The 12,718-nt window shown below is 61.5% G+C and carries 12 protein-coding genes and 1 tRNA gene; 3 read left to right on the forward strand and 10 right to left on the reverse strand.

Annotated features, from left to right (window positions below; genetic code table 11):
- Window positions 1-46 precede the first annotated feature (46 nt).
- The 9 genes from M5G20_RS01040 to antA form a co-directional block, all read right to left on the reverse strand.
- Window positions 47-841 (reverse strand): alpha/beta hydrolase, encoded by a 795-nt coding sequence (locus M5G20_RS01040; RefSeq protein ID WP_273917512.1) that lies wholly within the window; start codon window positions 839-841, stop codon window positions 47-49.
- 6 nt (window positions 842-847) lie between these two features.
- Window positions 848-1,534 (reverse strand): ABC transporter ATP-binding protein, encoded by a 687-nt coding sequence (locus M5G20_RS01045; protein ID WP_034147845.1) that lies wholly within the window; start codon window positions 1,532-1,534, stop codon window positions 848-850.
- Window positions 1,527-2,276 (reverse strand): ABC transporter ATP-binding protein, encoded by a 750-nt coding sequence (locus M5G20_RS01050; RefSeq protein ID WP_273917513.1) that lies wholly within the window; start codon window positions 2,274-2,276, stop codon window positions 1,527-1,529. Before M5G20_RS01050 ends, M5G20_RS01045 begins: the two co-directional genes overlap by 8 nt.
- Window positions 2,273-3,289: a branched-chain amino acid ABC transporter permease gene (locus M5G20_RS01055; RefSeq protein WP_273917514.1), complete on the reverse strand. Its 1,017-nt coding sequence runs from the start codon at window positions 3,287-3,289 to the stop codon at window positions 2,273-2,275. Before M5G20_RS01055 ends, M5G20_RS01050 begins: the two co-directional genes overlap by 4 nt.
- Window positions 3,290-3,299: 10 nt before the next feature.
- The gene (locus M5G20_RS01060) at window positions 3,300-4,211 is read right to left on the reverse strand and encodes a branched-chain amino acid ABC transporter permease (RefSeq protein ID WP_034147842.1); all 912 of its coding nucleotides are present in this window, start codon (window positions 4,209-4,211) and stop codon (window positions 3,300-3,302) included.
- 66 nt (window positions 4,212-4,277) lie between these two features.
- Window positions 4,278-5,438, reverse strand: a complete 1,161-nt coding sequence (locus M5G20_RS01065) for an ABC transporter substrate-binding protein (RefSeq protein ID WP_273917515.1) — start codon at window positions 5,436-5,438, stop codon at window positions 4,278-4,280.
- Window positions 5,439-5,542: 104 nt separating this feature from the next.
- Complete coding sequence (gene antC, locus M5G20_RS01070) at window positions 5,543-6,565, reverse strand: anthranilate 1,2-dioxygenase electron transfer component AntC (protein ID WP_273917516.1); 1,023 nt, start codon at window positions 6,563-6,565, stop codon at window positions 5,543-5,545.
- 19 nt (window positions 6,566-6,584) lie between these two features.
- The gene (gene antB / locus M5G20_RS01075; protein WP_150733359.1) at window positions 6,585-7,076 is read right to left on the reverse strand and encodes an anthranilate 1,2-dioxygenase small subunit; all 492 of its coding nucleotides are present in this window, start codon (window positions 7,074-7,076) and stop codon (window positions 6,585-6,587) included.
- Window positions 7,077-7,078: 2 nt separating this feature from the next.
- Complete coding sequence (antA, locus tag M5G20_RS01080; protein WP_150733360.1) at window positions 7,079-8,482, reverse strand: anthranilate 1,2-dioxygenase large subunit; 1,404 nt, start codon at window positions 8,480-8,482, stop codon at window positions 7,079-7,081.
- 361 nt (window positions 8,483-8,843) lie between these two features.
- Between antA and M5G20_RS01085 the strand changes: the two genes are divergently transcribed.
- The 3 genes from M5G20_RS01085 to M5G20_RS01095 all read left to right on the forward strand — a co-directional run bounded on the left by M5G20_RS01085 (window position 8,844) and on the right by M5G20_RS01095 (window position 12,364).
- The gene (locus tag M5G20_RS01085; protein WP_273917517.1) at window positions 8,844-10,094 is read left to right on the forward strand and encodes an OprD family porin; all 1,251 of its coding nucleotides are present in this window, start codon (window positions 8,844-8,846) and stop codon (window positions 10,092-10,094) included.
- 259 nt (window positions 10,095-10,353) lie between these two features.
- Window positions 10,354-11,367: an AraC family transcriptional regulator gene (locus M5G20_RS01090; protein WP_034147836.1), complete on the forward strand. Its 1,014-nt coding sequence runs from the start codon at window positions 10,354-10,356 to the stop codon at window positions 11,365-11,367.
- Window position 11,368: 1 nt separating this feature from the next.
- A complete protein-coding gene (locus M5G20_RS01095; protein WP_273917519.1) occupies window positions 11,369-12,364 on the forward strand; it encodes an AraC family transcriptional regulator in 996 nt (331 codons plus the stop codon).
- Window positions 12,365-12,443: 79 nt separating this feature from the next.
- Here the strand turns inward: M5G20_RS01095 and M5G20_RS01100 are convergent.
- Window positions 12,444-12,519: transfer RNA gene (locus M5G20_RS01100), tRNA-Asn, on the reverse strand.
- Window positions 12,520-12,718 lie beyond the last annotated feature (199 nt).

Here is a 12,718-nt window from a genome sequence, read left to right on the forward strand (position 1 = left end):
GGTATCCACTTCTGGCGAGAGTTATTTGTAGGAGCAATGCGTGCTCTTACGGGGTCAGGTGCTCAAGCAAGGCCCCCACGTGTGCGCCATCCACCTTGGCCAGATCGTCCAGCACCGCGAAGTGATGGCAGCCTGCAAGCTCGACGAAACTTACGGCCTGCCCCGCCTGGCGGCAGGCACTGGCGTATTCGCGCGAGTGCCGAATCAACGCCGGCAATTCATCCCCGCCCACGGTCACCAGCAACGGTGCGCCATCGCCGATCAGCCTTTGCGGGCTGAACCGACAGATCTCCTCTTCGCTCAGTTGCAGCTTGTCGTTGAGCCAGCAGCGGCTGATGGGGTCAAGCTCCATCAGGCCGCTGATCGGCATGGCCAGGGTCACCAGCGGATGCCGGCGATACAGCGCGGTCAGATGACCGCCCGCCGAGTGCCCGCACAGCACCACCTGCTGACCGATGTTCAAGGCTTCGCGATGTGCCAGCAGATAATCCAGCGCCTTGCCGATCTGTCCGGCGATGGTGCTCATGCTCGCTTCGGGTGCGAGGGTGTATTCCAGCAAGCCGACATTGAAACCGGCCTCGATCAGGCCCTCGGCGATGAAGGCATAGTCGTCCTTGTCCGAGGCCTGCCAGTAACCGCCATGTATGAACAGCAGCGTCGGCGCCTCGGCATCCGCCTGGGCGTACCAGTCGAAACGCTCGCGCATGGCATTGCCATACGCCAGGTCACGTTGCCAGGGGTGACTCGCATAGGTCCGGGCACTGCGTTGGCGAAAACGCTGCATGATCTGTGGAAAATTGCCCACGGCGGCGACGTTGTTGTAAGCCTGATCGAGGTCCATGTCCGTTCATACTCCCAGGTAGCGTTGCGACAGTTCGGGTTGTGCCGCCAGCTCCACTGGTGTGCCATCCCAGACTTGGCGCCCCTTCTCGATGATGTGATGGCGGTCGACCACACGCGCCATTTCCTTGAGGTTCTTGTCGATCACCAGAATCGTCTCGCCCTCGGCCTTGAGGGTGGCCAGGCAACTCCAGATCTGCTCGCGGATGATCGGCGCCAGGCCTTCAGTGGCTTCGTCGAGAATCAGCAGGCTGGGGTTGGTCAACAGCGCGCGGCCGACCACCAGCATCTGCTGCTCACCGCCCGACAGGGTGCGTGACAGCTGGTCCTGGCGCTCCAGCAAGCGCGGGAACAGTTCATAGACCCGCGCCAGATCCCACTTGCCCCGCGTGGCGGTGGCCAGCAGATTTTCCCGCACGCTCAAGGTGCCGAAGGCGCGTCGGCCCTCCGGCACCAGCCCCAGGCCGGCCTTGGCGATGCGGTAGGGCGCAGCGCCACGCATTTCCGTGCCGTTGATGCGGATGCTGCCGGCGCTTGGCTTGAGCAAGCCCATGATCGATTTGACCGTGGTGGTCTTGCCCATGCCGTTGCGGCCGATCAGCGACACCACCTGGCCCTGCTCGATGCTCAGGTGCATGTCGAACAGCACCTGGCTCAAGCCATAGCCCGCTTTCAAACCTTGAACCTCAAGCATGTTCTTCTCCCAGGTAAGCGGCCCGCACTTGCGGGTCGTTGCGTACTTGTTCGACGCTGCCGGTCAACACCGTCTGGCCGTACACCAGCACCGTGATGCGGTCGGCGAGGGCGAACACCGCGTCCATATCGTGCTCGACCAGCAGGATCGCGTAACGGCCCTTGAGGCTGTGCAGCAGCTCGGTCATGCGCGCGGACTCGTCGGCGCCCATCCCGGCCATCGGCTCATCGAGCAATAGCACCGAAGCTTCCTGAGCCAATGCCAGGGCGATCTCCAGTTGCCGTCGTTCGCCATGGGACAGTTCGTGGACCGCATCTTGCGCGCGAGAGCCCAGGCCCACTTGCTGCAAGTAGCCCAGCGCCGGTTCCAGCAGGCGGGTGTCGCGGCTCAGCGGACGCCACATGCCGAACGCCTTGCCGTCGCGGGCGGCGATGGCCAGCGCGACGTTCTCCAGCAGGGTGAACTCGGTGTACAACTGGCTGACCTGGAAGGCTCGCGCCAATCCCAGGCGCGGCCGTTGCCAGGCCGGTACGCGGGTGATGTCCTGGCCATTGAGATGGATCTGGCCCTGGTCGGGGAAAATCTCGCCGGCAATCTGCGCGATCAAGGTGGACTTGCCGGCACCGTTGGGGCCGATGATGGCGTGCAGTTCGCCCTTGGCCAGTTCAAGGCTGGCGCCGTTGGTGGCTTTCACCGCGCCAAAGGCCTTGTGCAGATCCCGAATCGATAGCTGTGCGCTCATGGGCGAGCCTCCACGGCGGCGTTCGGTTTGATGGCAAGTGCCTTGGGTTTGCGCTGCAGCAGGCTGAGCAGCAATCCGTAGACGCCTTTCTTGCCGAACAGCACCACCAGCAACAGCAGGGGGCCGAAGATCAGCATCCAGTGTTCGGTCCACTGGCTCAGCACCTGTTCAAGTCCCAGGTAAGTGGCCGCGCCCAGCAGTGGGCCGAGCAGGGTGCCGACGCCGCCGAGAATCACCATCGCCATCAGCTCGCCGGACTTGTGCCAGGCGCCCATGTCGGGGCTGACAAACAGCGCGTAATTAGCCCACAGAATCCCCGCCAGACCACCGCCGGTGCCGGCGATCACAAACGCCGTGAGGCGATAGCGCAAGGGTTTGAGGCCCAGGCTGACGCTGCGCCGCTCGCTCTGCTTGAGCCCGCGCAGGACAAAACCGAATCGCGAATTGACCAGTCGCCGGCACAGCAACAACCAGCCCGCCAGCAAGAACACGCACAGGTAGTAGAAGTGGTTGGCGTCACCCAGGTCCAGCACGCCAAGGGTATTGCGCTCGTTGAGCAAAATGCCGTCGTCACCGCCGTACAGCGACAGCGAGCCGAGCACGAAGTAGAGCATCTGGCCGAACGCCAATGTGATCATGATGAACTGCACGCCGCTGGTGCGCAGCGACAGATAACCCACCAGCAGCGAGAGCAGCGCGCACACCAGCAGCGCCAGCGGCCACACCACCAGCGCGCTGTTGCTGCCTTCCCAGCCCCACAACGGCATGCCTTGCGAGGTGTGAAAGGCCACGATGCCGACGATGTAACCGCCCAGGCCGAAGAACGCCGCGTGGCCGAAACTGACCATGGCGCCGTAGCCGATCAGCAGGTCCAGGCTGATGGCCGCCATGCCATAGATGGCGAGGCGGGTGAAGAAGCTGACCAGGTATGGCTCGTGCAGCCAGTGGGCCAGCAGCGGCATGCAGGCGAAGGTCGCCAGGCACGCAAGGTCGATGATGAGGCGTGGTGACATAGGGTTCTCCTCAGGCGCGGGCCGGCAGCAGGCCGCGCGGGCGCACCAGCAGCACCAGGGCCATGACGATGTAGGCGCTGGCGGAAATCAGTCCGGCGCTCAGGGTGCCGCTGGTTTCGCTGGGCAGCAGTTGGTCCAGCAACGGCGGGATGTAGGCACGGCCCAGGCTGTCGACCATGCCGATCAGCAAGGCCCCCACCAACGCACCGCGCACCGAGCCGACACCGCCGACGACGATGACCACGAAGGTGGTGATCAGGATCTTTTCACCCATGCCGATCTCCACCGACAGCAGCGGTGCCGCCATGAAACCGGCCAGGCCGCACAGCACGCAGCCGAACACGAAGACCAGGGTGTACAGCCGGGCGATGTTGACCCCCAGCGCGCCGACCATTTCATGGTCATCGGCGCCGGCGCGAATCAGCATGCCCAGGCGCGTGTGGTTGATCAGCAGCCACATGCCGACCGCCACGATCAGCCCGGCGGCGATGAACAGCAGCCGGCTGACCGGGTACATCAATCCCGGCAGCACTTCGACAAAACTGGAATACCACTCGGGCGTGGGCATCGCCGGTGGGCTGCGGCCGAAGATCAGGGTCAGCAGTTCGTTGCTGAAAAACACCACGGCCAACGTCGCCAGCACCTGATCCAGGTGATCGCGATTGTAGAGGCGGCGCATGATCGCGGTTTCGATCAATGCGCCGTAACAGGCCGAGCCGATCAGCGCGGCCAGGCCGCCCAGCCAGAACGACCCGGTGGCCATGGCGGTGTAGGCGGCACAGAACGCGCCGACCATGTAGAAGGCGCCATGGGCCAGGTTGATCACGCCCATGATGCCGAAGATCAGGGTCAGGCCTGAGGCCAGCAAAAACAGCAACGCGCTGTATTGCAGGCCGTTGAGAATCTGTTCGAGCAATAACATGACTGCGTTCCTCACGAAAACGCCCCGCAGCGGTACTGCGGGGCGAGGACAGGGCTCAGGTGCCGGTCAGATCGAGCATTGGGCGGCGTAGCTGTCGACGTGGCGGGTCGCCAGGGTCCTGATCGGCACTTCGACCAGCTTGCCGTCGGCGCCGGTCTGCACTTGCAGCAAGTACCAGTCGATCACCGGGTGCTGGTTCTGGGCGAAGCTGAAGTCGCCGCGAATGGAGTCGAACTGCACGTTCTTCATCGCCGTGCGGAAGGCCGGCTGGTCCTTCAGATTGCCTTGGGAGGTTTTCAGGGCGGCACCGATCAGGCGTGCCGTGTCATAAGTCTGGGCCGCATACACCGTTGGGGCGCGCTTGTATTTTTCGGTGAAGGCTTTGACGAAAGCCTGGTTGGCCGGGTTGTCCGATTGCGGGTTCCAGAGGGTGACGACGTTGGTGCCCTTGGCCACATCGCCGACGGCGGCGAGCATGCGTTCATCCATGGAGAACACCGGCACCACCATCGGGATTTGCGCCGACAGGCCCGAGCCGCCGTATTGCTTGGCAAAGTTGATGCCGCCGCCACCCGGGTGAAACTGGAAAATCGCATCCGGCGTCAGTGAACGAACGCGCGCCAGTTCCACCGAGAAATCCAGCTGGTTGAGCTTGGTGTAGATCTCCGTCACCTCGCCCTTGAAGGTGCGCTTGAACCCGGCCAGTGCGTCACGACCGCCCTGATAGTTGGGCGCCAGAATCACCATTTTCTTGTAGCCCAGCTCGTTGGCCGCGACACCGGCCATTTCGTGCGGGGTGTCGTTCTGGTAGGAGCCGACGAAGTAGTTGGCCATGCACTTTTCACCGGCCAGGGTCGAGGGGGCGGTGTTGTTGCTGACGTAGAAACCGTCCTTGGTGGCGGTATTGATCACGGCCGCCAGCACGTTGGAAAAAATCACTCCGGTGTACAGCGAGATACCGTCCAGGCTCATGCGGTCGGCGATCTGCTTGGCCTTGGCCGGTTGCAGGCCATCATCTTCCACGATGAGTTGCACCGGCACGCCGCCGAGCTTGCCGCCTTCCTGATCGATCGCCAGTTGGAAGCCGTCACGCGAGTCTTCGCCCAGGTAGCCGGCGGGGGTGGAGAGGGTGGTGATGAAGCCGATTCGGACAGGCTCCACGGCCTGGGCAGCTGTCGCTGCGCAGAGGGAGGTTGCCAGACATGCACGCAATACCAGGTTTTTCATGAGGCGGCCTATGAAGTAGGTCGTGCCAACGCACGGTAGATGTCGATGAGGGCAGTGATTCAGTGTTCGGACGGGCCGATTGATTGTTGTTATGGGGTGCTGCGTCAGCTGTTGCTCTCGGTGAACTTCTCCAGGTAAAGGCGGCTTTGGTCCAGGCCGTGCTGCTGACGCCAGTCCTTGATCGACTCGACCATCGGCGGCGGGCCGCACAGGTACAGGTCGAACGGCTGGTCACGCAGCTCGGCCACTTCCAGGTGTTCGGCGATGTAGCCGGTCTTGCCCGGCCAGTCGGGGTTGGGGTTGCTGACCACGGGCGTGAAACGGAACCCCGGGATCCGTGCGGCATAGGCCTCGATGCGCGACACCTCGCACAGGTCCTCGGCCTCACGCACGCCGTAGTACAGGTGCACCGGGTGACCGCAGCCTTGCTGCTCGGCAATCTGCTCGAGCATGCCGAGGAACGCCGACAACCCGGTGCCGCCGGCCACCATCACCAGCGGCCGGTCGATATGGCGCAGGTAGAAAGCGCCCAACGGCGCTTCCATGCGGATCACGTCGCCGACCTGGCAGCGATCGCGCACGTAGTCGGTCATCACGCCGCTGGGCAGCAGGCGAATCAGAAACTGCAGGTTGCTGCTGCCCGGTGCGCAGGCAAAGGAATACGAGCGCCGATGCTCGGTGCCCGGTACCTGCAGACGAGCGTACTGGCCCGGCAGATAATCCAGCGCCGCGCCCGCTGCGCCGACTTTCACGTGCACGATGGCGGTGGTCGGCGAGACCTGTCGCACCTCGCTCACAGTGCCTTGCAGGCTGCTCGGGCCGTTGCTGCCGCAAAGGCTGGAATCGAAGTCGAAGTAGAAGGCCGCGTCCGACTGCACGCGCGTCTGGCAGGTCAGCACCTTGCGCTCGGCCAGGTCGCTGGCCGACAAGGCTTCATCGTCCACGTAGTCCTGGGTGTACTGCCCGGATTCACAGCGGCCCTGGCAGGTCGCGCAAACCCCTTCGCGGCAATCCAACGGAATCTTGATCCCGCTGCGCAGGGCCGCGTCGAGCAGGATTTCATTGTTCTGCACGTTGCAGAAGAGTGTTTTGCCGTCGGCGAAACTGAAGGCGACCTTGTACGTCATGAGCGTTAATCCGCAGGGTTCAGAGATGGTAGAAGTCGAGCACGGAGTTGATCGTGTCGTTGAGCAGCACCACGTGTTTGCGGGCGATTTTCCAGCTCTCGCCGTCGGGGCGCAGACGGTACGTGGCGTGGCCGAAGAACTGCTCGGCGGTCTGCATGCGGTAATAGAGGGTGCTCCAGTTGACGCGCACCTCCAGCTCATCGTCCTGCAGCGGCGCGATGCGCACGTTGCTGATCAGGTGCAGGGTGCGCGGCATCGGAATGGTCGACGCCGCCTTGCCGGTACGAATGCGGAACACCCGGTCCTCCAGGCCGCCGCGGTTGGGGTAATAGATCAGCGACATACCTTTTTTCGGGTCGGTGGTGTAAACGTGCTCCGAGTCCCATTGCGGCAGGTGGAATTCGCTGTCGTCGCTGAACATGTCGAGGTAGGTGTCCCAGTCCTGGGCATCACAGGCCTCGGCCTTGCGGTAAAGAAATTGCTCGACGCGGTATTGCAGTTGCGAATTCATGTTCACACCTCACGCAGTTTCAACGGTTGTTGTTCGGCCGCTTTGCGCGCCAGGCCTTCAAGCAAAAAACGCTGCCAGTTGGCGTGCTGGTTGACGTACAGGCCTTCATGGGTGAACTCGGTGCCGGTCAGGGCCGGAGCGATGCCAATGGTCTCGCTGTTGCGGGTCGGGCCTTCGACCCATTTGCCCTGGCCGCGGGAGATATCGCTCCAGCGCTCCAGGCGGGCCTGGAAGCCGCGCTGGGCTTCACGGAACTCCACCAGGTCGTCGGGGGTGCCCATGCCGGACACGTTGAAGAAGTCTTCGAACTGACGAATGCGGTTTTCCCGATCCGCGTCCGACTCGCCGACGACGCCCAGGCAGAAGCTGTTGATCTCGGTCTTGTTCCAGGCCAGCGGGCGGATGATCCGCAACTGCGAGCTGATCTGGTCGAGGAAGAACATGCTCGGGTAGACGTTGAGGTTGCGCAGGCGGTGCATCATCCATTCGGCCTTGCCCTGGCCGTGTTCCTCGACCAGGCGCGGCATGATGCTGGCGTAGCCCGGGCGCACGGCGGGGTTGGGCATGTCGCTGAACAGCACGCTGTGGCCGTTGTGGAAGGCGAACCAGCCGTCATCGGTTTCCTTGTCGCCCGCGCCCAGCTTGCTGTAGTCCAGGGTGTCGCTGGCGGTCAGGCCTTTCTCGGCATTGACCTGCTGGCGATGCTGAACGGTGGCCACGTAGTTGTAGTGGACGGTGCTGACGTGATAACCGTCCAGACCGTTCTCGTTCTGCAGTTTCCAGTTGCCGTCGTAGGTGTAGGCCGATTTGCCCGGCAGCACTTCGAGCTGACCGGTCGGCGATTGCGCCACCATCATGTCGAAGAACACCTTGGCGTCACCGAGGAAGTCTTCGAGGGTGTCGGTGCCTTCCACGTTGAGGCTGACGAACACAAAGCCGTTGTAGCTTTCGATACGGGCCTTTTTCAGGCCGCGGGTGGCCTTGTCGAAACCTTCGGGGTATTCCCCCGGCGCCTTGACCTTCACCAGGCGGCCGTCGCTTTTGTAGCACCAGGCGTGGAAGGGGCAGGTGAAGGTCGACTGGTTACCTTTGCCGACGCGGGTGAGGGTGGTGCCGCGGTGCTGGCAGGCGTTGATCAGGGCGTTGAGACGACCTTCACCATCGCGCGTGATGATCAGCGGCTGGCGGCCGGCGCGCATGGTCATGAAGTCGTGATTATTGGCGATCTCGCTTTCGTGGCAGGCGTAGATCCAGTTCTTCTCGAAAATCAGTTCCATTTCCAGATCGAACAGTTCCGGGTCGGTAAACATATCGCGGGCAATGCGATAAACACCGTCTTGCGGGCGGAAGTCCAGGCAACTTTCTATATAACTTTTCCACTGTTCGACACTTCGTGCAGTTGTCATTTCCCAGTCCTCGGCCAATGGGCTAATTCACGCCTTCATTTAATGCCGTGGCAGCCGAAAGGGTCTATCCGCTTATTAGTGGAAACTCATCCGGAAAATAAGCAGTCACCTCGGTTGTTGGCGATAGAACCCCCGTAATTACTGGTTGTTGCCGCGCCAAGCGGCTGAGCAAGTGGCTATTTGTCATTTAGTAACGGGATAGCCGCTGACGAACTTGTTGCGGCTTAATTTCAATCGAAGCACCAGCAGAGTGTCTCGCTTCAGGTCACTAAAAACTGCCATTACTCATGGCCCAGGGTTCTGTACCCGAAGTGCCTTCTATTCATGCGCTGCTCAATAAGCGGCAGGGGGAAGAAATAATATGTTGCATAAGTCGTGGCTAGTTCGGGGAGTTCAAACAGTTGGCTTGTTGACACCCTTATTGGCGCAGGCGGATGTCGTCAATGACAGCAAGCTGAGCCTGGGCACCCGTAACTTCTACATTGATCGGGACTTCAAGGGCGACAACCCGCCCCGTTCGCGAGTGGGCAGTTGGACCCAGGGTTTCGACCTGCGTTTCGCCTCCGGCTATACCGAGGGGCCGGTGCAGTTTGGCGTGGATGCCGAGGTGCAATACGCCTATCGACTGGACGGCGGTGGCGGGCGGGGCGATGACAGCATCATCCCTTACAGCAAAAGCCGTCAGGAGCAGGCCGATGAATATGGCCGCGGCGGTGCAACGCTGAAAATGCGCTATTCGAAAACCGAGTTGAAAGTCGGTGAGCTGCGACCGTTTCTGCCGGTGGTGATCATTGATGACTCTCGCCAATTGGTCACGACCTATCGCGGTGGCCTGCTCGAATCCAAGGAAATCGACGGTCTGACGTTGACCGCCGGACGGCTGACGGAAATCGGTGCGCGTAACTCTTCCAACTACGAAAAGCTGTACCTGCAGACGGGCTCCGGCGTGCGCCGCGGCAGTGACGGCCTCAACCTCGCCGGTGCCAGCTATGCCTTCACCCCGTCGCTGACCGGTTCTTACTTCTATGCGCAACTGGAAGACATCTACCAGCAGCACTACCTGGGCATCACCCATCTGGCAGACCTGGGTAACGGTTATGGCCTGAAGACCGACCTGCGTTACTTCAACAACAACGAAGAGGGCGACGCCCTTTACGGCGACATCGACAACAGTTCCTACGGCGCCATGACCTCGCTGAAAAAGGGCGGGCACCGGTTCGGCGTGGGCTACCAGCGCATGCTTGGCGATAGCAACTTCCCGACCCTGGGCGGTTATGTACCGCAGCCGTTCCTGGTGAACTGGTCGCGGGTGGGGTTCATCAAGCCCAACGAAAAGTCCTGGCAAGTTCGTTATGACTACGACTTTGCCGCCATGGGCGTGCCAGGCCTGAATTTCATGACCCGCTACTTCAAAGGGACGTCGGTGGACCGAGGCGACAACCTTAGCCAGGCGGCGGAACAGGAGCGCGACCTGGTGCTGTCGTATGTCGTGCAAAGCGGGCCGCTCAAGGGGGTGGGCGTGGAGGCCGGTAACGTCGTTTCCAAATTCAGCCACGGCAATGACTGGGTAGAGAACCGCCTGATCACGACCTACACATGGAAATTTTGGTAACGTCCTGCCCTGAAATGACAAGCCGTTGTGCGCTGAAGTGACGCCTCGGGTAGCGTTTTACCCGAGGCGTCGACCCGTTATGGCACCCTGGCTGTGCACATCAACGCCGCGCAACGCGTTCAATATCCGGATAGTTTCCGATTGTTAGCCGAAAAGTGCGGATTTCGCCTGTTCGCACCGGCTGGGCATAGCCCTTGCAGACCCAATGAGAATACGCGCCGAAGAGCGTGTCGATGTCCATTGCCGTGGGTGTACTGACATGACCGAACCAAATGTTGTTCAGTTTCGAGATATCCGCATAGATCGCTATGACCTGGCCGGTGCCCGTGCGTGGATGGCCGGCATTTGCGGGCCGCATGAATTGCAGACCAGCCAGCCAAACCGGATTCAGTTTCACCACAAGGCCAATGTGTTCAAATCGATGTCCACGACCCTGGGTCGCATGGAATACGGCACCGACGTGACCATCGGCGTCGAGGACGCTGAACACCTCAACTGCTACAGCCTCAGCCTGCCGATTCGCGGCGAGCAGGAGCTGATCAAGGATGGCCGCCGGCTGCACTCCAATCAGGACCAGGGGCTGATCGTGACGCCCCACGAAACCCAGTCACTGAGCATGGCCGGTGACTGCCACAAGATTTCCGTGGTGATCACCCGCATGGCCATGCGTCAGACTCTGGAAGGCATGTTGCAACGTCCGCTGGAAATGCCGGTGAAGTTCGAGCCGGTGATGGACGCAGTCAACGGTGCCTCTGCCTCATGGTGGCGACTGGCCCGTTACTACATCGATGAGATGGAGCGCGGCCATGATCTGTTCAATCAGGTGTTCTTCACCCGCGATATCGAAAGCGCGCTGATCAAGGGCCTCATTCTTTCCCAGCCCAACAACTACAGTGCCGAACTGCGTGAGCAACTGGGCGTCAAGTTGCCGTATTACCTGGTGCGCGCCAAAGACTTCATCGAAAGCAACGCCCGCGAGGACATTCACCTGGAAGACATCGAAGCGGCGGCAGGTGTGTCGCGCTTCAAACTGTTCGAGGGTTTTCGCAAGCACCTGGGCGTATCGCCCATGGCCTACCTGAAAAAGTATCGCCTCGGCGCCGTGCGCCAGGAAATCCTCGAAGACGCCTCGGTGCGCAACATCTCCGTGATTGCCATGTGCTGGGGGTTCTCGCATCTGGGCCGGTTCGCCAGCGAATACCGCAAGCTGTTCAACGAAACGCCCAGCGCCACCCTGCAACGCAGCGAAGCCCGTCGCAACCGGTCGCTTTGAAATGACGACGCTACATGCGGCCACCGCCAACAGTGTGGGCCTGAACTTGTCGCTGATGTGCCGCGAGCCAGTCTTCACCAGCCGCTCGGCGCAGGAAACCCAGCGCTTGATGAGGCAAGTGCTGGTGGACCATGAACTGGATTGGCCGCGGGGCGGTGTCGATACGGCGTTCTATCGTGGCCAGGTCGCCAGTTGCGAACTGTATGCGCTGCGCTACGGCGGCCAGGTAGAAATCCGTCCGCAGCCGTTCGAAGATTTCGTGCTGGTACAAATGCCGTTGCGCGGCAGCGCCACCCTGGAGTCCGACGGCATGAGCTATGGCGTCAGCCCTGGCGAAGTGGCGATCCTGTCCCCGCGTGAGCAGGCGCGAGTGGTGTGGGAGGAGGGCTGCGAGCAACTGATCCTCAAACTGCCGCGGGCGTTGCTCGACGCCAGCCAGAACGCACTGGGCGATGACTTGCCAGCGGGCTTCACCCTGGCGCCGGTCAGCCGCTTGCAACGGCCACTGGCGATGCGCTGGTTTCGACTGGTCAGCGAGTTGCTGGAGCATTTACCCGAGGGCGAGGCGGGCGCGACACCTTCGCGCTGGTTGCAGCACCTGGAGCAAAGCCTGCCGCTGTTTCTGCTCAGCCATTGTGGCGTTGCGCAACACGACTCGCCGTCGCCACGACAGCCCACGCGCCAGCTGCAAAAAATCGACGCGTGTATGCGCGAGCACCTTGTCCAGGGCATTACCCTGGCTGAACTGGCGGTTGCCACCGGGGTGAGCATTCGCAGCTTGAACACCTTGTGCCAGCGCGAATACGGTCAGAGCCCGATGGACCGCTTGCGTGGATTACGCCTTGAAGCGGCCCGTGAGTGCTTGCTGGCGAAGCCGGATTCCAGCGTGACGCAAGTGGCGTTGGAGTTCGGCTTCGGGCATGTGGGGCGATTTGCCAATTACTATCGACAGCGGTTTGGAGAGTTGCCGAAGCAGACGATGAAGTCTCAGGCGTGAGCAGGAAACGCGAGCATAAAAAAACCCGCCATAAGGCGGGTTTTTTGTTGGCCGCAGATTTTGATCTGCGAACCTTGTCTGGCTCCACGACCTGGACTCGAACCAGGGACCCAGTGATTAACAGTCACTTGCTCTACCAACTGAGCTATCGCGGAATGTCGCCTATGTTACTGATTCAAAAAGAGAAGTCAAGCGCCTGATAGCAAGTTGACGGAATCATCGGGACAGACGGTGGTTTATCGGTGATTGGCGGTTACCGGAATCGTTCCAGGGGTCTACCATGGCGACCCGGAAGTGGTAACACGCGCTGCCGGCCATTCGCCGAAAAGGTACGCGCCATGACCCGTTTGACCA

The organism is Pseudomonas sp. TNT2022 ID1044, from assembly GCF_028656895.1.
Classification (GTDB): Bacteria; Pseudomonadota; Gammaproteobacteria; order Pseudomonadales; family Pseudomonadaceae; genus Aquipseudomonas; species Aquipseudomonas reinekei.